The sequence below is a fragment of the Parapedobacter luteus genome (assembly GCF_900168055.1).
Classification (GTDB): Bacteria; Bacteroidota; Bacteroidia; order Sphingobacteriales; family Sphingobacteriaceae; genus Parapedobacter; species Parapedobacter luteus.
The window spans coordinates 77427-98490 of record NZ_FUYS01000001.1 but is presented as its reverse complement, the minus strand read 5'-3'; the positions used below and the strand labels follow the sequence as shown (position 1 = coordinate 98490).

Here is a 21064-nt window from a genome sequence, read left to right as displayed (position 1 = left end):
AAAAGGCAGGAATGGGTGTAGCGTTGCTTCATTCAATTCCGTTAGCCCTTAATAAAACCGAGAGAAATGGCATATCCATCTTGTTCATGTATTGTATCCACATATAATTGGCCGGAGGCTTTGGATTTGTGCTTAAAGAGTTTATTGGCACAGCGCACGATGCCTGATGAAATTATCATCGCCGATGATGGGTCGCGAGCCGAAACCCGGCTACTGATTGACCGCTATCAAGCCAGCTCGCCTATTCCAATCAAGCACGTATGGCATCCGGACGACGGGTTTAGGAAGACCATTATCCTCAATGCTGCGATACAGGAAGCCAAAGGGGAATACATTATCCAAATCGATGGCGATATCATCGTTCACAACGCCTTTGTAAAAGATCATTTGGCGGCAGCCAAGCCCGGGCAATTTGTCCGTGGAAGCCGAGCGATGGTCAACGAAGACACATCGCTGCTTATTCAGCAAAACAAACGCATTAAGTTTCATTCTATGTCGAAAGGGGTCGAACACCGCTTTAATGCCGTGAGGCTGCCGTTTTTGTCCAGGCTGATCAGAACAAACCCCTGGTCGCCTGCCGATGTAAAAGGCTGCAACATGGCTTTCTGGAAATCGGATTTCGAACTGGTGAATGGATATAATAACAATCTGACCGGCTGGGGCCATGAGGACATCGAGCTCGCTGCACGCTTCATTAACAACGGCATCAAGAAGCGGCACCTTAAACTCGCCGCGGTTTGTTACCACATCCACCACGAGCTCAATTCGAGGGCACATGAAAAGCACAACAAACACTTTTATGAAGAAGTGCTTTCGTTGGGGCTGAAACGCTGTGCAAACGGTTATTATGCACTGGCTGAGGCATAGCACCGCGTACATCGTATGCATATCAAGCGTTTTTTCCAAAAGTTAGGATGGTACCGCCAACCGGCGTTTTATCAATACCAGCCGGATGAAAACCACATCGAACTACTTAACTTTTGGACATCCCAAAAACGTGATGAAATTTGGCTCTACCAGTTTGTCCGCCAACACTTTTCTCAATACTTAACCACTGAAAGAACGCTTTTATTAAGCTCAGTTTTCGGCCCCAGAAAGCTGATAACTGACAGCCATAGCAGCATTAAAGTATTTTATACCGGCGAGAACGTGAGGCGTTTCCATGAATACCGGGACCATTGCTTGCCGGATGTAGATCTATCGCTCGGGTTTGACGACATCAGGCACCCGAATTACATCCGTTTTCCAATATGGATATTTTATTTCTTTGGCGGCGGACAAACCCAGCGCGCTATCCAACGGACACTTGACCAATTTGTCTTGCCGAAACCAATAAGCATCGATGCTCGCCAGTTTTGCTCCATGGTATGCAGTCATGATAAAAATGGTATTAGAGGCAGGCTTTTTAAAGCACTGAGCACCGTCGCTCCAATAGCCAGCGCGGGTACTTACTTAACCAATACGGACATACTCCAAACGCAGTATAACGACGACAAAACACATTTTCTGCAAGCCTTCCAGTTTAATATCTGTCCGGAAAACACCAATCATCCCGGGTATGTCACCGAGAAGATCTTTCAGGCGATCCAAGCCGACACCGTTCCCATCTATTGGGGCAGCGACAACAACCCGGAACCCGAGGTGCTTAATCCGGATGCTATCTTGTTTTACAACGGTCGTGGCAGCGTCGGGACTTTAACGCAGCAGGTTGAAGATTTATACCGTAACCCGAGAAAATATGCAGCGTTTTTAGCGCAGCCAAAGTTCAAACCGACGGCGGCGGAATACATTGCACATCGTATAGCTTTATTGCGGCAAAGGCTTCAGCAATTATTCGAGGGCAGCTGATGCAAGATCCCATCGAACCTGTGGGGCAGTTGATGGAAATAATCGTAAAACTTCGATCACGGTGCTGTCCGGCACCTTGTTTCATAAATACGCGTTACATAGATTTCCCAGTCGGACAATGGCTTGCCCCATTCCACGAGGCGATCGTCGAAGAAGTACAGCCAATAAGTTTCTATGGTATTAGGGTTTGCCGCATGTAGGTTAGCGGGGCCACTGTATTGCACCACTTCCATCACACCGTTTTCGTATTGCTTTGCCCCAATAACATTATCTGGTTTCTTCCCAAGCGCTTGCAAACAATCACACATGTATATCCGTAAAATAAGTTCTATCCGGCGACTATCGGTACGTGGAACATTTAACCTCCGCCTCTTCGACCTATGGGTACAACTCTATCCAGTTATTGTTTTTGACCGCATTGATTTTTGCAGTTTTTAGTATTCGCTGCCTCATCACTTCGTTATCAAACCATATTGAACCTTTCGCTTCATTGATTTCCATGCTGTTGTCCGTATAATACCGCTTGCGTTTGTAAAAGGCCATCTTTTCTATCACTTCTACTTCTGCATCCTCCAGGAATGGAAGATCAAAGGTAAACGCCGGCACATGCGCAATATGCGTCAGATTAAAAAGCCATGAACCGGTGCGGTCGCGGATCTGAACAATCAAGCCCGGCAAACCGCAAAATGTATAGGGACCGTCACTGATGGGAATGTCTGGGGCAAACCAGGCTTCCCATACGCGGTTGCCATAGTGCAGCGAAGCCCGCTGACACAGATAGCCGTGGATGGTAAGTGTATCGCTTGTCAATGTCCAACGCATGCTATCATGTGATTCTATGTACGCACACATAGGGCCTCCTAAAATTTCGATAACCTCATAGCGGCGGGAGGAATGATTTTCATGGTCTTTAAAGATTCGATAACTCGCTTCGGTGTAAACATTCGCTAACGAATTGTCCGCTGATTTCACATAGTAATTGTTAGTGTCCTTTTCCGCTTGCAGGACTGTGCGGAATAAGGATTTTCCCCCGCTGGTCAACAACTCCGTCATTTCGGAAGTCAACTTAGAATCGTTACTATCTTTCTGGAAGGTCATCTCATAGTAGATCTTATATCCTTTCTGGGAGGGGGCTTGAGCCCAAATAATGTGGACAACGAGTAAGCCGGCGACAAAAAAAACAGATTTCAATGGACTGGTTCTGTACATAGTCTGGTATTATACAAATAAGAATAAATAGACAAACATACAAACGAACCACCTTATTCCAAGTTGTAAGGTGGTTCGATATGAATAGCTTCGGATAAGTTCTTTCGTCGTTAGGTTATTACTTCAAAACACCCGCCACATGAACTACCTAAAGCTTCCCCACATTGGTGACCACATTGTTCCAGACCGTTGTTGCAGTAATATTCGCCGCCACCAGTGTCCAAGCATTTAACTGCCCCTCCTATCACTTGCTTCATCTGTTCTCTGGTGAGCGTTTCACCGAACTTTAAATCTAAGATGTTCATTTTCTAAAATTTTTAATTCCAGGCCCAATAAAAATGTGTTAATGGATTCCTACATGGTTTAAAAATTGCCGACAGACTTGCCGACCTAACCAACCTTTTGGAGTCCCTGCCTTGCAGGTAACTTATTATTTCAATTTGTTTGTTTGTTAGATCTTTACCCTCTCTTTCTTGTCCTCCTTTCTTTGATCATATGGAACGTAAATATGTTAAAAGCTTTCTCTTTGCCGAAAAACTTTACGAGAACGGCAAAAAATTTTACGACAATTGAATTCAGTTTAATTTCATGGAGCAGCTTATGTTATCCGTACGTGAAAAGCAGTAACCACAACAAACTTAAGGCAGGGCTTAAGCAAATAGCAAAACAAAAAAAATCAAATAAAGCACCCACTTGACAATCTTGTAGGTGTTGAATCGGAAAAATCCATTGCCACGCACTTGGCCTTTATATTCAAACCGAGCGCCGATCCCTTTAAACCTAAACCGGGCGATGTTGCCCCAGAGTAAACCGGTCTCATAAGCCAGCTTAAGAGGCACCAGGTAGTAGGCGACTGCTGCACTCAACGGTGCTTTGCGCTTGGCCGCTTGGAAAAGTGTTGCAATGACCTCCGCGAAACCAATCCCGATAAACAGCAGCAACCACGACCCCAGGTAGGACGGAGCTAAAAAAGCAATGAAAGGCAATGCCAGCAACAGCAGGAAAAGCGCTTCCGGCGTATTTGGAAAATCATAGTAGGCATATTTTGGGATAAATTGGCTAAGATAACTGTTGCCTACCCCATACCGGAAAGGACGCTTGAAAGACGCCTGCCCGCCGTCCCACCAAGGATGGTAAACGACGGCTTCCTGCAATGTTTTATAATTGCGTGAATGGTTGTTGTCCCGCACATTCAAAAAGAAATCGACATCTTCGCCACCGCCAGATTTCGGATAGTCTGTAGAAAACCTGCTCGATCCGACGGCCTCCCTCCTTACCATCACGTTGGCCGTAGCACCCCAAGCGAAGGTATCCGTTTCTTCGGCTATACCAAATATCATCATCGACCCATTGATAACCAGCGCCCGGGCAAATGCTGTGGGCGGCGGAGGCAACTTCACCAGACCAATGTACCCAATCTCGTCCGGATATCGCGCTATTGCATCTACATACTGGTGCAGGAGCATTTCATCCGCTTTGATATCATCATCGAGGAACAAAATCCACTGGCCACTCCCTGCCTCCAACCCCCTGTTCCGACTGGTAGAAGCGCCGAGGTTGGTAGGGTTGATGAGTAAGGCAATATCGCCGGCCGCGGCCAACCGGGCAATTTCTTCATCGACAATAACCTGGGGGTTGTCTACGACAATGTAATAGTTAAACACCCATCCTTCCGGTTTGGGCAAACGGATAAGGGGCAAAATATACTCCTTTTCCAACCGGTATGAGGGGATGACGATATCGATACGCTGTTTGATGTCTGGCATATAGTGGACGGGCAGTTTGTGATCAATCAGTTAAAGCAGTCTGGCATGTTTTAAGATGGCAGTAACCATCCTTGGAATGGGCATCTGGTATAGCCGGTATAGGCTGGACATGGCCCCAATATAATTGACGGCATTGACCATCTTGGCGGGACTGCCTGTCAACAGGGCGAAAAGGTAACGTTTCGCCGATTTGAATGCAAACCTCCTTGGCCGATGGACCTGGGATTTCATCACTCCCGCATATTCGGGGAGGACTTCAGCGATACTGGTATGAAAGGCCACGTTACTACCGTAGGCAAGCCGTTTGATGTACGTCATAGCTGCACGCTTACCGGGAATAATATGCGTCACCTGCAAGTGCGGCGAATGGCCCGCCGCATAACCCTGTGCAATACAGGTCATGACCATTTGCACATCCTCGCCACTCGCCAAGGATGTGCCTCTTCGTCCCGTTGCTGTAAATTCCCCCATTTCAACCCGCTCCGTGAAATGCACCGAGACATCAGCTCTAATACAAAGCCCCGTGCCAAACGGATAGCAACCCTGCCACTGACGCAGGCAAGCAAATGCCGTGTAATCTGCATGTTTGCCTTGGAACGCTTCATAAGCCACTTGCCTAATCCGCGGGTCTATGCCATCTGCAAAATCAACCGATACGATGCCAGGCCCCCAAGCGCCGACGGCAGGATACCGCTCCGTTAACGCATGGAGCTCAACCAGATAGTCCGATTTCGGCTCGTTGTCATCATCAAAAAACACAATGTACTGACCTGTCGCCTGTGCAATGCCGGCAAGGCGCGCATAAATCAGCCCTTGCTGCTCGGCAACAATAATTTTTGAATTCGGCCTTTTGCCTAAGAAATCGCGCACCATGGGAAGACCGGCCAGTGGCGGGTTGCTGTTGTTGTCTACCAGCAATATTTCGCTGATAAATCCGTGGTGCGTAAGCCGGTCTACAGCATATAGGCATCGTTGCAACAGCCGTTCGTCGGGCTGGTAACTGCAAATAATAACTGAAAAGTAAACGTTGGACACTTCCTTCATCTATCATATTTTGGATGTACTACCTTACGACCCAAAACGTCTGCTTAAACGCTTTCCGGAACCTTTTGGGTGTTATATGCCGCCAGGAAAACAAAGGCGATGCAAATAGCAGGAAAAAGGCGCTGCGTTTTGCCTTTTCGCGAATCTTCTCATACCAAAGCTCAAAGATAAACTTCTTGAAAAACGTTGCGGGATACATGGCCGTTTTTTCGTTTGCATACCAAAATGCACTTAACAGTTTGTAATAATCATCGATTTCAAATGCACTGGAATCTCCACCCAAACGCAGGCTATGGTGCATAGCCACCTGATGTTCGTTCCCCGGCAGCCCGATGGCCCTTTGCATCCTAGCTAAGAGCTGGTACTCCGCTTCGCGATACCTGCTTGAATCGCGGATGGTGGAATTGGCACCGTGTATCCGGTACAGCACCAACGCATCATCGATATTCCCTAACATAAACCGGCCGTTGAGTTGAATTGCCATCTCGTAATCTTCAGAAAATCCGCCATAATAGCCAGAAGACGCATGCAACGCCTCCATGCGAAACATGACCGATGAATTGATAAACGTATTATGAAAAAACAGCCGTGCGCTGATTTCTTCGGGCTCTGTGGGCATCACATAAGCTTCGCCCGTCTCCACGCCCGCCGCATCGATGAGACGTGCATGGGAACCACACATGGCCATCTCAGGCTGCCGCACCAAGTACTCAACCTGTCGTTGCAGCCGGTCTGGCAGAGCAACGTCATCCGCATCGAGCAGCGCAAAAAATTCTCCCCGAGCTTCCGCAATGCCACGGTTTCGGGTGAATGATATCCCACTGTTCGCCGCGTTCACAAGGTAGCGAATGCGTGGATCGGCAAACGATTGAATAACCGATGCGCTGCTATCTGTAGAGCCGTCATCAATCAACAACAACTCGAAATTGCCGTACGTCTGGCTCAACACGCTGCTTATCGTCTCGCCGATATAGCGCTCGGCATTATATACCGGAACAAAAACCGTAACCAGCGGTAACCTTTTCATAAGCGGACAAAGCTTGGAAGGATCAGACCATCTAATTGCGCTGACGAGCCATTTATCCATTTGGACGGACTGACAATAATTTTCGATGGTGAGGTATTAAACCACGCCCCCCACCAGCTGAAACTGCTGTTGGCTATGATATGGTGTTTGCAGTGTGCCATCAGTTGCATATCCCGAAAACTATCGTAAGCGTCGTTCCAGTCTACAAACATTGCACCGTATTGCGAAAATGTTTTCTTACACCAGCTTGCATCATTGGAAAAAAAGACAAACGACGGATCGTCAACCGTGCACTTCATGTATTCGATAGCCCGCTTGTAATAGGCGACGTCACAAATACCGCCCAACAATGGGTCGCCTATGTAATCTCCTCTGCGCACATGCACAGACACGGTATTTCGGTCTTCAATCCACGCGAGCAGCTCTTCGTTGCGACGGCCAGCTATCGGCGGAAAAGCCAGCACATTGCGTAATTCGTCCTCCACACGGCGTATATAGTCGATATGTTGCCAATACCCCCAGAAATAGCGCTTTGCCGGTCTACTGAAAATTGACCCATCGTAGCGAAAAAGCTGTTTCTCCTCGACATAACTATACTTCGTGCCACAAATTTGTCTAAGCTTACGCCACAGCCATCGCCGGTCTTCCGGCAGATAAAGCTTGCGCTCAAAGCTGGTCACCTGGCGAAGCTTGATACCGAATATCCGTTCTAACTCAAATCCTTGATGCAAGGTATACTTTTCATACCCGGTGAGGTCGGCTTTGACGTTCCCAAAAGCTTTTTCCAGTGCTAAATAAAAAGCATATTGAAAAAGCTGGTTGCCTAACCCGCCTAAAAACTTGACTATCGTCATCTTTCTTTTTCATTTAACAATAGGTTACGATATGCGGTCTCGAACCGCTCCGTGCTGAACTTTTCATCGACCAGTTTTTGGCAATGCAACGAATATGATTTCCATACGCGTGGATTTGCCTGCAAAAAACTGATTTTTGCGATAAAATCATCGATGATTTTATCTTCTGGTTGACGGCCATCAATGGCGTATCCTGTTTCGAGAGATGCCGAAATATAATATGGAATTTCGCCAACATCGGTACATATTGGCACCACACCCTGCGACATGGCTTCAACCAGCACCAGTGGAAACCCTTCAAATGTGGAGGTAATCGCGATGATATGGGCCTGACGGTAATAAGCAACCAACCGGTCAGTCTCGTAAATTTCTCCCGCGAAATGAACATATGGCATATAGGGCTGTCGAATCCGTCCAAACTCCCCCACTGCGGTGAACCGAGCATCGATACCGCGTTCGCTACACGCTTTCGCAATCCGGAAAAAAAGTTCCGGCCTTTTTTCGTCAGAATCGCGGCCAACAAAGATGATGTGCAGTGGGGCATCCAGCTCCCTCTCCTGGGAAGAGACTGCTATGCTTGCCCTATTGGGAATAATCGTAAAACGCGCTAATAGCGCTGCGGGAACGTTATGCTCGGCATAGATTGCACGAAAGGCTTCTAACGTCTTGGGGCCCAATATCACCCGTCTATTTATCCGATGTACATGGGGCAAATTGTACGTTTCGCACCATTCCTGCTTAGGCGTAATGGAATGTGTGAGATCAATGACCCGGACATGCGATTTCAAAAGCGGCAGTAAATCATAAAAAAACAGGTTGTTGCTTCCAAAAACGACCGAATCCGCCTGCTTGTTGATCGCTTCGGCAACATGTTGAAGCATCTTGGGTTTGAACGAGGCTTTGGTACCCCATCGCCGGAGGTAGATGAGGTCTGCACATTGTGCAAATGAATCTTTCAACCCCCGGCCTCTTTGTGGCGTAGTAATGATGCAGATGGGGCGGCTGTTTTTCACCAGCGCCATAATATCCGCATGGATACGCTCTGAACCACCCAGCTGCCATGAGGGAAAAATAAAGAACAGTGGCGAACGCATATCACGAAGTGAACGGCGTATCCTTCGGTAGTGCCATAACGATGAGATTGTTTCAATTGCCTTTCGTAGCTTCATCTGGTTTACTTGAGCATCACGTATCATTCTAAAACGGCAAAACTACGGGATTCGATACAACTTGGAAACGAAACCGGCAAACATCCCCCAGGATTATTTGTAACTTTTACAGACGACAAACAGTCCCCATGTTGAAGATTGCCTACATCTTTGAACTGGATAACCCCTACACTTTTGCGGCAAAGACCATTGCGCATGGTTTCCGCAACGCCTTCATAGACCGTGGTGATGACTGCCGTTTTTTCGACCTAAAAAGATTAAGCGGCCCATTGGGATTTTCCGATCGGTGGCGGCTCCTGCGGTTCCGCCCAGACCTGATTTTCATCTCGCTGGAAAAGATTCATTTATTGCCAAGAAAAATGAATAGCGATACAAAATTGGTCATATGGGGGCAATTTTACAAACCGTGTGACTATGAAGCCCAAATACATCACCTGCAACCCGAAACCAAAAAGCTGCTCCAACACCTCGCTGCCAGGCACGACATCCTTATTTGGTCGCAGCATGACGAGGTGATCAATGAGGAGTTTTTTTCAGGGTATACCCGGGAGTTGGGGTTGAAGTTCGCCCAGTTGCTGCACGCTGCCGACAAATCCACCTATGTGCCCCCTCCAGAAGAACCACCGGCTTATGACTTTATGTGGGTAGGCAATATCAGCCACCGGAAAGATCAATACGAGGCCTTCATCACCCCGCTCAAGGCACTTTCGGACAACTACCTGAATTATTCCGAGTTTAACAAAGGTAAGCCCGACGAAATAGAAAAAAACAGGCTATATAGTAAAAGCGCGGTCATACCGAGCATCCATACCTCCGCACAGGTACATCACGGTATTTTGGTAAACGAGCGTGTCTTCACCGCGCCGATGCAGGGCGGATTCCAAATCTGCGACAACCCATTGGCGCGGAAGTACTTTACGGCTGAAGAACTTGTCATAGCCGAAACACCGCAAGATTTTATCGAGGCATTCAGATACTTCACGGCAAATCCAGAAAGCCGCCTTCCTTATATCAGTAAAATGCAAGACAAGGTGTTGAAAAACCACACTTACCATCATCGCATTGAAAAATTGTTGGCGATGTTTGGGATGACTTAACACATCATGGCCTCACTTCCGTAAACGCCAAGTAAGCTTGTTGCTGCGCATTGAACGCCCACTTTGCGTGACGGTAAGCGCCTTCCTTGATCTTGGGCAGCACTGCCATCAGCTGCGTAAAAAACGTGTCCTTCAACTCGCTTCCGGCATAAAATACGGCATTTTCGCAGAGGTCTTGTATAGCGGAGAATGACTGTTCGATAATCAGCGGTTTCCGGTACGCAAAGGCCAGGTTAAAGGCCCCAGAGATTTTATGGTTTAGGTAGTCCGAAAATCCTTGCGTGCAGGGGTGAATCAACGGCATCACAGCATCGCAAAGCCGCATATAGGCATGAAGGGTCGCAATCGGCACAAACTGTTCGAAGTAGATAATATGCGCGCTCAGGTCGGGATGGTCATTCAATTGCTTGATTATCCAGTTGCGGTCTCCAGCCGAAAGCCTTCCCAAAAGAATAAATTTGACGTCACGCTTCTCTTTCCAAGCTTTCAAGGTGTCTAATAGCACGGCATAATCCCGGCGCTTCGATGACACTTCCCCGGGTATACCTATCCATAATGCGCCATCAGGTTTCTGGATAGTGTCTGCAGAAGCCCATTCTGGGAAAAAAATCGGGTAGTACGATGCAAATCGTAAGCCTGTCAGCCGGGATACGGAGGGAAGCAGATAATCGTTCAAGACGAAGTATCGCTTAACACGGCGGTTAATCAGCTTTTGACCAATTCCCGTGTAAAACTTCGAGGTATTGTGGATGACGCCCAGCATGACCGTTTTTTCAGGAAACGGCAGAACGAATAGTTTCTTAAGGCCACCCTGCGCAGTATTGAACACTATACGATCAAATCGCTGGGACTTTAGATATCGGTATACCTTCCAAATGTTTTTCCACTGGAATGAAGCCGACGAATGAAACCCGAAGACCTTCGTGGAAGAAGCCATCCAATGATAATCGCCCAGCCTGGCCTCCAAATCAGCGGTGACGACCAACGTGACATGGGCATGCCCCTGCAGAAAAAGGCACTGACTGTACAAGCACTCGTCGTGAGACCCACCTATTTCAACCAACGCTATGCGGATGGTGTGTTGCTCATCATTCATTGATGTACGCCTCTATCGTAGCCATGATTCGATTTTTCTCAAAGGTATTGATAATGTGCAGCATGCCATCGGCCCCCATTTTTTCCCGGAGCTGCGGATTATTTCTCAATAAACAAACCTTCTCCGCACATTCCTTCACATCGTTTTTGGTCACTAAAAAACCCGAAACATCGGGCAATACGAGCTCAGGGTTACTGCTGATGTCAAATGCGACGATGGCCTTGCGGCATAGCGAAGCCTCGGCAAGCACATAACCGAACCCTTCCCACAATGATGGAAGCAAAAAAATATCACACGACATCAAGACATCCTTTACATTATGGATAAAACCGGTAAACAATATGTTGTCTGCTACATTGAGGCTGTTGCTCAGCTTTTTCAACTCCCGATCCAATCTGCCGGACCCTGCAACGATAATCTTATGCGCTATGCCCCGCCGATCCAATTCGACGGATAACAACATCAGAAACCGTTGGTTCTTTTGCTCTTCTAATCGTCCGAGGTTGGCAATGACCAGTTCACCGGACGCTTTATAGTAAATTGGCTCGAAAGGCGTGTTTACAAAGGATTCAACATCAATGGGGTTATAGATGACTTTGATTTTATGCTCGGGAAAAAGCCGTGCATTATACTGCAGGATTGTTTTCTTGGTTGCCTCTGAGTTGGCGAGTATGTCGGTGACCCAGTGCTTAAATACGTATTTATTGAAAAAACTGTTTTTAATCGGTATGGCACTCCCCCTTCGGTAAATGATGCGCTTGACACCTGCTTTTGAGGCGGCTTGCCCTGCCAATTTCAGGTCACTTGACAAGTTGATCAACAGGGTGTCGATGCCAAGCGACTGAAAAGTGTGTTTTAATGCCTGTACTTTCTGCCGGTTGAGAAAACTGTAATTGCCTACATTAAAGGGCACAAATGAAATGGCCGGCTGCTCGGTGATTTTTTGTTGCAACACACTTCCTTCCTGTGAAAAAAAAAACACCGAATAACCACGGCAAGCAAAGTACAATGCGGCTTCATAATGCCACTTTTCGCCTCCGCCCCAGGTTTTAGCCGAGTTGAAGAACCCGATTTTTCGCATGGATTGATCCCTATAAGTTTAACGTTAGGCTTGCGTCACAAAGATATGCAATTTACTAAGAAACAGGCAAGTTTATTAAAAAAACTACCGCACAAGCACTGTCTTGTACAAAGATGCCAGTTCGTCTGCAATGGAGTTGTCGTCGAATCGCCGGGCGTACGCAAAACCGGCATCTACCATCAAATTTCGCTGCTGGCCATCTGCCAGCAGCTCCCCGATGGCTCCCTGTAGCCCTGCTACGTCATCCGGAGCAACATATTTGGAATGCGGCCCCCCTGCCTCCGGAAAGCAGCCCGTATCAGAGGTAATGACCGGAACGCCAGAATACAGGGCTTCGATAATCGGAATGCCGAACCCTTCGAAAAAGGAAGGATAAATAAAAAGAAGCGCCGATTGGTAAAGTTTTGCCAAATCATCCAGGGTGGCTCCATGTACAAACAAAATTCGGTGCGCCATCCCCCTCTTTCCTATGTAATCCTTGATTTCATCCAGATACGGTGTTTCCCTGCCGATGATGACCAGTGGTATATCAATATGCTCGATGGCCTTGACGATCGATAATGCGTTTTTACGTGCTTCTATCGTGCCGACATTCAGTATAAAATCGTCGGGCAAGCCGTACTTGGCCTTGGCGGCCTGCTTCTCCGCTTCGGTATACCGTTGCTTGAATGCTGGATGACATCCTTGGTAAACCACACTTATTTTTGCCTCATCCACTTTCAAAAATTCCATCACATCCCGCTTGGTCTGCTCACTGATGGCGATGATATGGTCTGCATGATGGGCAGCATGGCGGAATTTGCGAAAATAGATGGTGCGGTCGATAAGCGTATACAGCTGCGGATAACGCACAAAAATCAGATCATGGATGGTTACCACACTTTTTATCGGATAGGCCGACAAACCCATCGGCAATTCGCCCGACAGGCCGTGGTAAAGCTCGATACCGTCCCGTTTTAAATCATGCAACACTGTGCGCTGCCGCCACAGGTTATGGAAGATGCGATCCGAATACCTGCGTGGCAACCGCTCGAACACATTGCCGCGATCCGCCTGAAACAATCGGCTTTCCGCCGGTTTTGGATTGTAGAGGTAGTACCTGTTTTCTGGATGATATTCACTCAAGGCCCGTACCAAATCGCGACCGTAGTTTCCTAACCCCGTTCGATTATGGAATATGCGTTTTGCTTCATAGCCGATGTTCATAACCCGATCTCCCGCAATTTATTGATGACCATTTCGGGAGGGATAAGCTCCATACTATCCTTTCCGTCGCACATGCAAGGTTTATTGCCGTATACGGAGCTGGGACGCGCCGGATGATCCACCTGAATACAGTCATCCATACTTTGCCCATACCCCAAAAATCCGGCATAAGGGTGGGTAGCTCCCCAAATAGACAAGACACGTACGCCCATTAATGATGCCATGTGCATGCCTGCGGAGTCCATGCTCAGCATGGCGTCAAGGTTGGAAATGATCGCTAATTCTTGCTGCAACGAAAATTGGCCGACAAGGCTCTGTACATGGTTATGCCGCTGTTGCCATTGCTCAGCTGTACGCTGTTCGGCCTGTCCTCCCCCAAAAAGAAGCACCGTATGCCCACGTTGGCTGAGATAAGCGATTACTGCCTCCATGCGATCAAAGGGATATACCTTAGGCTGATGTTGCGCAAAGGGCGCAATACCTATGACTTTTCCGGTTTCACTTTGGGCAAAAAAACGCTTCGCCGTTTCGGGAAGCGGCAGCCTGCGACGAATCAACCGATGGCTCAATACAAACGGATAGCCCAAGCTTCTCAACACATCGGCATAACGCTCGGTAGTAGGTTTGAGCGGACGCAATACCTTGCGGTACGGCCGTGTCAGTGCTTTTTTCTCTTTTCGGCCTTTATCGAGTTGCCTGACGGCAATCCCTTTCATACGGAACAGCAATGCCAGGAACCGGCTGCGTATATTGTAATGCAAATCTGCCACGGCCGAGGGATCGTAGCGCTTCAATTCTTTAAAAAGCCGATATAATCCAGGAATACCCCGATGGATGTGCTGTGGATAAAACGGGTGAAAAACAAGACCTCCGATGCCGGCAAAAAAAGGTTTGAACGTCTCATTGCTGACCATAACGATACGTACTCCGGGGTGTTGATGGATAAATTCGTGCAATACGCTGCCCACCATAGCCACATCGCCCATCGCTGATAACCGGATCACTATAAGTGTGGGCTGCCCTGCTCCATTCATTTGCTTGCGGTGTATAACACCGGGTTAAGTGCCGGATCATTATACATTTTCATCTGTTTGTATACCTTCATGTATTTCCGTCCCGCTTGTATATCTTCAAGCAATTCGTCTATACTTTGCGACAGGTCTGACCGTTGCTCCTCCAATATGGCTAACTTACTTCGGCATGCCGATATATGCGCCGGCGCTGCATCCGTACGCTGCGTCTGTTGTTGCATATGAAAGATTTTAAGCGCCAATATTGATAACCTGTCTATCGCCCAAGCAACGCTTTCTGTGTTGATTCTGGCTGTTTTCTCCGGTATTACGCCGGCGAATTGCCTTACGAAGTAATCATCGATATCTTCAACGGTATCCGTACGGTCTTGATTTGACTGGTCTATCCGCCTTTTCCAACGCAAGCCCTCAACGGGATCAATATCAGGCCTTCTGACCTCATCTTCCATATGCCACTGCACCGTATCAATCCAGCACTTCAGATACAATAGACGCTCCAATGAATCAGGAGGGTAAGGATTTATGATCGGCCGATCGATTTGATCATGTACATGATAGTCCTGAATCGCTTTATCGAATATCTCGTTTGCTTTTTCGCTAATCATGGTCAAAGATAGCTAAAAGTATATGACTTACGACAATGTTTTCGGGCGGCAAGTGTTCAATTCTTAGCTATTGACAACCGTATTTTAACCTTTTTGTTTTAATAGTTGGATAAACAAGGTTAATATCTGTATATTTATATGACTTTTTATTAACCCACTGTGATGAAGACACTTCAATTTACCGTTCCGGTGACGCCGGACAGGACCGTAATCATACAGGAGGATATTATCCCTCAGTTTTACCCGCACTTACACCGCCATAAAGAAGCGCAATTGATCTGGATTATCAGGGGTGAGGGCACATTAATTGCAGAAAACACCATGCACAGCTTCAAGGCCAATGATATATTCATGATTGCGCCAAATCAATCGCATGTGTTTAAAGGCAGTCGTCAATTGAATGACGACAAATCAGCTGAAGGCGTACATAGCATTTCTGTTTTTTATGACCCAAACGGCCATCTTGCGAACTTCCTCCAACTGCCCGAATTGAGTCAGCTCAATGCCTTTTTAAAGGAATATAAATATGGATTCAAACTACCGGAGCAGCACTTCCATGTGGTTTCCAAACATATCCTCAAACTAAAGGCATCCAATAACATGGATCAGATGTTGAATTTTCTCCATCTTTTGAGGACATTCTGCAAGATGAATCCGAAGCCCAAGCATCTTTCGACATTCAGCAAGGAACATATCACGGATGGCGAAGGACTGCGTATGGGCAATATATACAATTATATCTTGCATCACTACCAAAATGCCCTAACGTTGGAAGAAGTGGCTGCCGAAGCGCATCTCACGCCTCAGGCCTTCTGCCGGTACTTCAAAAAACACACGGGGGTCACATTCGTCACATTCCTCAATGAGATGCGGATAAACCAAGCATGCAAAAAACTTACGGCCGGTGAGTATGACTCAATCGCCACCGTTGCCTACAATTGCGGGTTCAACAGCATCACCAACTTCAACCGGGTGTTTAAAAGCGTCGCCGGCGCATCCCCCAAGGAATACCTTTCTAAATACCTCAACAATGTCCAATAGCTGAGACTGTTAAAATTTGCACAATATTGATTAATTAGCGGGTGGTTTGACCTGTGGGTTAATGGTATATTTGTGCCAATTATTAATCAGGCACACACCTAATTAAATGCATGAAGGTGTAATAGTTTCGCATTATATACCATAACAATAGAAGACATGAACAAAACCACACTTTGGCACGGAGTCTATCCTGCACTATTAACGCCGTTTACTGCCGATGGGGCTATTGACTATGAAATGTTTAAAAAGAATTTCTTGGCGCAAATCGATGCGGGAGTTTCTGGACTTATCATTGCAGGAACGTTGGGCGAAGCCAGCACATTAAGCAGGCAAGAGAAGTTTGACTTGCTGGTGTTTGCCAAGCAGCACGTGCCAGACCATATACCTGTGGTCCTCAACATCGCGGAACAGACCACAGCAGAAGCAGTGAGCATTGCAAAGGAAGCGGAGCGACTTGGTGCCAATGCGTTGATGCTTCTTCCTCCCATGCGTTATAAAGCTTCGGATCGGGAAGTCGTGCACTATTTCAAAACCATTGCCAACGCCACGAACCTGGCTATCATGATTTATAACAATCCGGTAGATTATGCCATCCATGTGACGGTGGATATGTTTGCCGAATTGGCCGAGTGTCCTAACATCCAAGCCGTAAAGGAATCCACGCGCGATTTAACCAACATTACCCGGATGATCAATCGCTTTGGCGACCGGTTCAAAGTATTGGGTGGGGTAGACACCATCGCGCTTGAAAGCCAGTTGGTTGGTGCCCATGGCTCCGTGGCAGGCCTTGTCGACGCTTTTCCGCGGGAGACCGTAGCGATTTATCGCTTGGCCGGCGCAGGCCGATTGGATGAAGCGCTGGCCATCTACCGGTGGTTTATGCCCTTGTTGGAATTGGATATCCATCCACGTCTTGTTCAGTACATCAAACTTGCGGCAACGGCCGAAGGATTGAGTAATGAATACGTCAGGGCCCCAAGGCTGACGTTGGAGGGTGAAGAACGGGCTCGTATTCAAAAAATCATCGATGATGCGATTGCTACGCGGCCGTTATTGCCAGATTACTTAAATTTACCGCTCAATACAGCAGTAGAACAAGCATCATGAATGAAAATACCCCCATATCGGAAATCGATCAACTGGTCCAGCAGGCGCACGAGGCGTTCCTGGCGTTTAAGCGCATAAACAGCAAGCAACGCGCGGCGTTTATGCATTTGGTGGCGGATGAAATAGAGGCCCTGGGCCCCGAGCTTATCGATACTGCCAAACTGGAGACAAACCTTCCGGACGCAAGGCTGGCCGGCGAGAAAGCGCGGACAGTTTTCCAATGGCGCAGCTACGCAGATGCCCTGGAAAAGGTACTGGACATCCGCATTGACACCGCTGACACGCAGCGCACGCCACCAAAGCCTGACCTCCGGAAGACTGCCGTGGGATTGGGTGTGGTTGCCGTGTTTGGGGCGAGCAATTTCCCGTTTGCTTTTTCTACCGCGGGTGGAGATACCGCATCCGCCATAGCGGCAGGCTGCTCAGTAATTGTAAAGACACATCCTGGCCACCCCAAAACTTCGGCGTTAATGGCCGGAGCGATTAAGGCAGCCGTACAACGTGCCGGGTTGCATACCGGTTTATTCACCGAAGTGCGTAGCGACAACGTCGAAGGCGGCCAGTACCTGGTTGCTCATCCCCTGATTAAGGCCGTCGGGTTTACAGGTTCGTTTGCGGGGGGCAAAGCGCTGTATGACCTCGCTGCAAAACGACCTGAACCTATTCCAGTATTTGCCGAAATGGGGAGTGTCAATCCGGTATTTTTGCTCCCCCGTAAACTGGAAAAGGCCGCAGCCGACGTAGCAAAGCAATATGCGGCATCATTGACACTCGGTGTAGGCCAGTTCTGCACCAATCCGGGCATTTTTGTGGCGCCGAACCATAAGGATTTACCGCAGTTTATTGATGCTTTAAAGACACTCATTGCGGATACTTCCGCAGCTCCCATGCTCCATCAGGGCATTGCCTCGGCCTATTGCAAGAACAAAGCTGCGCTATTGGCGCAAGCCGGCGTAACCGTGTTGGCTGAAGCCCCTGAAACTTCGCCGGAAACCCACGGAAACGCAACCGTCGCCACGGTCACGGCTAATCAGTTCCTCGCCAATGAACAGCTGGGGCATGAAGTTTTTGGACCATTCGGATTGATCATCACCTATGAAAATGCCCAGGAGGCCGAGGCCATCGCCAAAACGTTTCATGGAGAGCTTACAACAACGGTGCTGGCGGAGCCTGAGGACATCCACGCACACCAGTCACTGATTGAGGTGCTGACCGGCAAATGCGGGCGCTTGCTTCTTAATGGCTTCCCAACGGGGGTGGAGGTATGCTATGCCATGCAACATGGAGGCCCTTATCCCGCGAGTACGGATAGCCGGTTTACTTCTGTCGGACCGGACGCCATAAAGCGATTTTTACGACCGCTGAGCTATCAAAATTGGCCAGATGAATGGCTGCCGGACGAACTAAAAAACGCCAACCCGTTAGGAATCTGGCGTACGGTGAATGGCGAATTGACGAAGAGCAGTCTGTGATGAAAAAAACGTTCTTTTGCATCGATGCGCATACGTGCGGAAACCCGGTAAGATTGGTGGCAGGCGGCGGACCGCTATTGCAGGGCAACAACATGATGGAGCGCAGGCTCCATTTTTTGAAGGACTATGATTGGATACGGAAAGGGTTGATGTTCGAACCTCGTGGCCATGATATGATGAGCGGGAGCATCCTTTACCCACCGGTAGACCCCGCCAATGATATCGGGGTGTTGTATATCGAGACCAGCGGCTGCCTGCCGATGTGCGGACATGGCACCATCGGGACCGTCACCATCGCCATTGAGGAGGGCTTGATCATTCCGAAAAACGCGGGCAAGTTGCGCCTCGAAACCCCTGCTGGATTGGTACTTATCGACTACACGCAAGAGGGCAAAAAGGTAACGTCGGTAAAATTGACCAACGTCAAATCTTTTCTGGCAGCGGAAGGAATCACCGTTGAATGCCCCAAGCTGGGTACCCTTACCGCAGACGTTGCTTATGGCGGCAACTTCTATGCGATCATTGATCCTCAACCAAACTTCAAGGGGCTGGAGCACCATTCAGCCGACCAGTTAATCGCCTGGAGCCGCATATTGCGCCAGCGGATAAATGATCAGTACACATTCGTACACCCTCAGGATGCTAATATCAGCGGGCTGAGCCATATTCAGTGGACGGGCACGCCCCTTGACCCGGCATCAACAGCGCGCAATGCGGTGTTTTATGGCGATAAGGCAATAGACCGATCGCCCTGCGGCACGGGGACATCCGCACGCATGGCCCAATGGCACGCCAAGGGTAAACTCAAAAAGGGTGATCGGTTTGTCCATGAAAGCATTATCGGCTCTAAGTTTATTGGCACTATCGAAGATGAGGTAGCCGATGCTTTTGGCGATGGCCGCCCTGCCATCGCGCCTGGCATTGAAGGCTGGGCCATGGTGACAGGCTATAATACCATCATCATTGATGACGACGACCCCTATGCGCATGGGTTTCAGGTGATTTAGCCAGAGACGGCGGCCAGTGGCCGGTACGCGACGGTGGGTAGCCGGTGCTCGGTGATAGCGCTCAGCGTTGATTAAAGCAAATCGTATCGTAAATCGTAATCGTAAACAAAATATGGCTTCTCCTTCTCAAGGAACCGCACTCGTTATCGGCAGCGGCATCATAGGCCTCGCCTCGGCATACTACCTGATTAAAGCAGGGTGGAAGGTGACCCTTTTGGACAAAGGTGACTTTTCGGACAACTGTTCATACGGCAATGCGGGCATGATCGTCCCCAGCCACTTCACGCCCATGGCTGCCCCCGGCATCGTGGCACAGGGTATCAAATGGATGTTCAACAGCCGAAGCCCTTTTTATGTGAAGCCCACATTGAGTCGCTCCTTGGCTTCGTGGGGGCTCAAATTCATTAAGCACGCCAATGAGCATCATGTCACGCGCTCGGCGCCGCACCTGCTTGCCCTGAATAACCTTAGCAAAGACCTTTATGATGCGCTTGCTGATGAATTGAGCGAAGACTTTGGACTCACCCACCGTGGCATCCTTATGCTCTATAAGACGGAGAAAACGGCCGAGGAAGAAATCCACTTAGCCGAGCAAGCCAAAGCATTGGGTCTTGACGTCGCCGTTTTGACGCGCGAAGCGGTACAAGCCCTTGAGCCGGATGTACAACTGGATGTTTTGGGAGCCGTGCATTACCGCAGCGATGCTCACCTCTACCCTCCTGCGCTCATTGGCGCGCTGACGGAACGTATTAAACAGCTGGGCGGCACATTAGTGCCGCATGCTGAGGTGGTGTCCATGACACGTAGCGGCGGGAAAATCACAGAAGTCATGACAACAAGCGGAGGTTTCTCCGCAGATACCATTGTCTTAGCTGCCGGCGCATGGCTGCAAGAGCTGGCCAAAAAAGCAGGGCTTTCCATTCCGTTGATGCCGGGCAAAGGGTACTCGTTTATGACGGACGCCTTTGGAGGGAAGGTAAGGCATCCGGCACTATTGCTGGAAGCCCGGGTAGCGCTCACACCCATGGGCGGAAAGGTGCGTGTCGGGGGAACGATGGAGTTGGCGGCTATCAATCACCGGGTCAATATGCGCCGTGTGGAAGGCATCGTCAACGCATTGCCTGAATATTATCCGGAATATCGATTGCCTGTACCGGACGAACAAGCTGTCTGGCATGGATTCAGGCCCTGCTCGCCGGATGGGTTGCCCTACCTGGGGCGCTCAACGACGGTATCGAATTTAATTGTCGCCGGCGGAATGGGCATGATGGGACTCAGCTTAGGGCCCGCAGCCGGGAAGCTCGTGTCTGAGCTCGCCCATCGCGGCACGACATCGGCCAACATCGCCGCTTTCGCGCCCGAACGATTCCATTAGATGAACTGCTCTGCCGCCAATGCGAAGCC

At 48.7% G+C, this 21064-nt stretch carries 20 protein-coding genes; 8 read left to right on the top strand and 12 right to left on the bottom strand.

Annotated elements, in window-relative coordinates; genetic code table 11:
- The first annotated feature begins 66 nt into the window (after positions 1-66).
- Together B5X72_RS00500 and B5X72_RS00495 are read left to right on the top strand one after the other, a co-directional pair.
- Positions 67-867, top strand: coding sequence for a glycosyltransferase family 2 protein (locus B5X72_RS00500; protein WP_079714850.1), 801 nt, complete (start codon positions 67-69; stop codon positions 865-867).
- 15 nt (positions 868-882) lie between these two features.
- A complete protein-coding gene (locus B5X72_RS00495) occupies positions 883-1848 on the top strand; it encodes a glycosyltransferase family 10 domain-containing protein (protein WP_079714849.1) in 966 nt (321 codons plus the stop codon).
- A gap of 56 nt (positions 1849-1904) precedes the next feature.
- Here the strand turns inward: B5X72_RS00495 and B5X72_RS00490 are convergent, their stop codons facing one another.
- The 7 genes from B5X72_RS00490 to B5X72_RS00455 form a co-directional block, all read right to left on the bottom strand.
- The gene (locus B5X72_RS00490; protein WP_079714848.1) at positions 1905-2156 is read right to left on the bottom strand and encodes a hypothetical protein; all 252 of its coding nucleotides are present in this window, start codon (positions 2154-2156) and stop codon (positions 1905-1907) included.
- A gap of 70 nt (positions 2157-2226) precedes the next feature.
- Entirely contained in the window at positions 2227-3057 is an 831-nt protein-coding gene (locus tag B5X72_RS00485; RefSeq protein ID WP_079714847.1) for a GLPGLI family protein, read from the bottom strand.
- A 650-nt stretch (positions 3058-3707) separates the two neighbouring features.
- Positions 3708-4823, bottom strand: a complete 1116-nt coding sequence (locus tag B5X72_RS00475; protein ID WP_079714845.1) for a glycosyltransferase family 2 protein — start codon at positions 4821-4823, stop codon at positions 3708-3710.
- 30 nt (positions 4824-4853) lie between these two features.
- A complete protein-coding gene (locus B5X72_RS00470; RefSeq protein WP_079714844.1) occupies positions 4854-5867 on the bottom strand; it encodes a glycosyltransferase in 1014 nt (337 codons plus the stop codon).
- 19 nt (positions 5868-5886) lie between these two features.
- On the bottom strand, positions 5887-6894 hold the full coding sequence (locus B5X72_RS00465) for a glycosyltransferase family 2 protein (protein ID WP_176146038.1): 1008 nt from the start codon (positions 6892-6894) through the stop codon (positions 5887-5889).
- Positions 6891-7748, bottom strand: coding sequence for an alpha-1,2-fucosyltransferase (locus B5X72_RS00460; RefSeq protein WP_079714842.1), 858 nt, complete (start codon positions 7746-7748; stop codon positions 6891-6893). The genes B5X72_RS00465 and B5X72_RS00460 overlap by 4 nt, the downstream gene beginning before the upstream one ends.
- Positions 7745-8917 (bottom strand): glycosyltransferase family 4 protein, encoded by a 1173-nt coding sequence (locus B5X72_RS00455; RefSeq protein WP_176146037.1) that lies wholly within the window; start codon positions 8915-8917, stop codon positions 7745-7747. Before B5X72_RS00455 ends, B5X72_RS00460 begins: the two co-directional genes overlap by 4 nt.
- A 128-nt stretch (positions 8918-9045) precedes the next feature.
- On the opposite strand from B5X72_RS00455, the gene B5X72_RS00450 reads away from it, so the two are divergent.
- The gene (locus B5X72_RS00450; protein WP_079714840.1) at positions 9046-10014 is read left to right on the top strand and encodes a glycosyltransferase family protein; all 969 of its coding nucleotides are present in this window, start codon (positions 9046-9048) and stop codon (positions 10012-10014) included.
- 4 nt (positions 10015-10018) lie between these two features.
- On the opposite strand, the gene B5X72_RS00445 is transcribed toward B5X72_RS00450, so the two are convergent.
- The 5 genes from B5X72_RS00445 to B5X72_RS00425 form a co-directional block, all read right to left on the bottom strand.
- The gene (locus B5X72_RS00445) at positions 10019-11110 is read right to left on the bottom strand and encodes a glycosyltransferase family protein (protein WP_139378467.1); all 1092 of its coding nucleotides are present in this window, start codon (positions 11108-11110) and stop codon (positions 10019-10021) included.
- On the bottom strand, positions 11103-12191 hold the full coding sequence (locus B5X72_RS00440; protein WP_079714838.1) for a glycosyltransferase: 1089 nt from the start codon (positions 12189-12191) through the stop codon (positions 11103-11105). The genes B5X72_RS00445 and B5X72_RS00440 overlap by 8 nt, the downstream gene beginning before the upstream one ends.
- A gap of 84 nt (positions 12192-12275) precedes the next feature.
- Positions 12276-13397, bottom strand: coding sequence for a glycosyltransferase family 4 protein (locus B5X72_RS00435; RefSeq protein WP_079714837.1), 1122 nt, complete (start codon positions 13395-13397; stop codon positions 12276-12278).
- Positions 13394-14431 carry a glycosyltransferase family 9 protein gene (locus B5X72_RS00430; protein ID WP_079714836.1) on the bottom strand — a complete coding sequence of 346 codons (1038 nt, stop codon included), beginning with the start codon at positions 14429-14431 and terminating at the stop codon, positions 13394-13396. The genes B5X72_RS00435 and B5X72_RS00430 overlap by 4 nt, the downstream gene beginning before the upstream one ends.
- On the bottom strand, positions 14428-15033 hold the full coding sequence (locus B5X72_RS00425) for a DUF4254 domain-containing protein (RefSeq protein ID WP_079714835.1): 606 nt from the start codon (positions 15031-15033) through the stop codon (positions 14428-14430). Before B5X72_RS00425 ends, B5X72_RS00430 begins: the two co-directional genes overlap by 4 nt.
- A 162-nt stretch (positions 15034-15195) precedes the next feature.
- Here B5X72_RS00425 and B5X72_RS00420 point away from each other — a divergent pair, with 162 nt between their 5' ends.
- The 5 genes from B5X72_RS00420 to B5X72_RS00400 all read left to right on the top strand — a co-directional run bounded on the left by B5X72_RS00420 (position 15196) and on the right by B5X72_RS00400 (position 21035).
- Entirely contained in the window at positions 15196-16074 is an 879-nt protein-coding gene (locus tag B5X72_RS00420) for an AraC family transcriptional regulator (protein ID WP_079714834.1), read from the top strand.
- A gap of 156 nt (positions 16075-16230) precedes the next feature.
- Complete coding sequence (locus B5X72_RS00415; protein WP_079714833.1) at positions 16231-17181, top strand: dihydrodipicolinate synthase family protein; 951 nt, start codon at positions 16231-16233, stop codon at positions 17179-17181.
- Entirely contained in the window at positions 17178-18653 is a 1476-nt protein-coding gene (locus B5X72_RS00410) for an aldehyde dehydrogenase (NADP(+)) (protein WP_079714832.1), read from the top strand. Before B5X72_RS00415 ends, B5X72_RS00410 begins: the two co-directional genes overlap by 4 nt.
- Positions 18653-19660 (top strand): 4-hydroxyproline epimerase, encoded by a 1008-nt coding sequence (locus B5X72_RS00405; protein WP_079714831.1) that lies wholly within the window; start codon positions 18653-18655, stop codon positions 19658-19660. The genes B5X72_RS00410 and B5X72_RS00405 overlap by 1 nt, the downstream gene beginning before the upstream one ends.
- A gap of 112 nt (positions 19661-19772) precedes the next feature.
- Positions 19773-21035: an NAD(P)/FAD-dependent oxidoreductase gene (locus B5X72_RS00400; protein WP_079714830.1), complete on the top strand. Its 1263-nt coding sequence runs from the start codon at positions 19773-19775 to the stop codon at positions 21033-21035.
- Positions 21036-21064: the final 29 nt, after the last annotated feature.

What these genes read in the sequence shown, in the direction of transcription:
- B5X72_RS00500 (WP_079714850.1), top strand. Translation starts at nt 67, where the DNA reads ATGGCATATCCATCTTGTTCATGTATTGTATCCACATATAATTGGCCG.
- B5X72_RS00430 (WP_079714836.1), bottom strand. Translation starts at nt 14,431, where the DNA reads ATGAATGGAGCAGGGCAGCCCACACTTATAGTGATCCGGTTATCAGCG.
- B5X72_RS00440 (WP_079714838.1), bottom strand. Translation starts at nt 12,191, where the DNA reads ATGCGAAAAATCGGGTTCTTCAACTCGGCTAAAACCTGGGGCGGAGGC.
- B5X72_RS00455 (WP_176146037.1), bottom strand. Translation starts at nt 8,917, where the DNA reads ATGAAGCTACGAAAGGCAATTGAAACAATCTCATCGTTATGGCACTAC.
- B5X72_RS00425 (WP_079714835.1), bottom strand. Translation starts at nt 15,033, where the DNA reads ATGATTAGCGAAAAAGCAAACGAGATATTCGATAAAGCGATTCAGGAC.
- B5X72_RS00415 (WP_079714833.1), top strand. Translation starts at nt 16,231, where the DNA reads ATGAACAAAACCACACTTTGGCACGGAGTCTATCCTGCACTATTAACG.
- B5X72_RS00405 (WP_079714831.1), top strand. Translation starts at nt 18,653, where the DNA reads ATGAAAAAAACGTTCTTTTGCATCGATGCGCATACGTGCGGAAACCCG.
- B5X72_RS00420 (WP_079714834.1), top strand. Translation starts at nt 15,196, where the DNA reads ATGAAGACACTTCAATTTACCGTTCCGGTGACGCCGGACAGGACCGTA.
- B5X72_RS00445 (WP_139378467.1), bottom strand. Translation starts at nt 11,110, where the DNA reads ATGAATGATGAGCAACACACCATCCGCATAGCGTTGGTTGAAATAGGT.
- B5X72_RS00465 (WP_176146038.1), bottom strand. Translation starts at nt 6,894, where the DNA reads ATGAAAAGGTTACCGCTGGTTACGGTTTTTGTTCCGGTATATAATGCC.
- B5X72_RS00400 (WP_079714830.1), top strand. Translation starts at nt 19,773, where the DNA reads ATGGCTTCTCCTTCTCAAGGAACCGCACTCGTTATCGGCAGCGGCATC.
- B5X72_RS00470 (WP_079714844.1), bottom strand. Translation starts at nt 5,867, where the DNA reads ATGAAGGAAGTGTCCAACGTTTACTTTTCAGTTATTATTTGCAGTTAC.
- B5X72_RS00475 (WP_079714845.1), bottom strand. Translation starts at nt 4,823, where the DNA reads ATGCCAGACATCAAACAGCGTATCGATATCGTCATCCCCTCATACCGG.
- B5X72_RS00410 (WP_079714832.1), top strand. Translation starts at nt 17,178, where the DNA reads ATGAATGAAAATACCCCCATATCGGAAATCGATCAACTGGTCCAGCAG.
- B5X72_RS00450 (WP_079714840.1), top strand. Translation starts at nt 9,046, where the DNA reads ATGTTGAAGATTGCCTACATCTTTGAACTGGATAACCCCTACACTTTT.
- B5X72_RS00485 (WP_079714847.1), bottom strand. Translation starts at nt 3,057, where the DNA reads ATGTACAGAACCAGTCCATTGAAATCTGTTTTTTTTGTCGCCGGCTTA.
- B5X72_RS00460 (WP_079714842.1), bottom strand. Translation starts at nt 7,748, where the DNA reads ATGACGATAGTCAAGTTTTTAGGCGGGTTAGGCAACCAGCTTTTTCAA.
- B5X72_RS00435 (WP_079714837.1), bottom strand. Translation starts at nt 13,397, where the DNA reads ATGAACATCGGCTATGAAGCAAAACGCATATTCCATAATCGAACGGGG.
- B5X72_RS00495 (WP_079714849.1), top strand. Translation starts at nt 883, where the DNA reads ATGCATATCAAGCGTTTTTTCCAAAAGTTAGGATGGTACCGCCAACCG.
- B5X72_RS00490 (WP_079714848.1), bottom strand. Translation starts at nt 2,156, where the DNA reads ATGTGTGATTGTTTGCAAGCGCTTGGGAAGAAACCAGATAATGTTATT.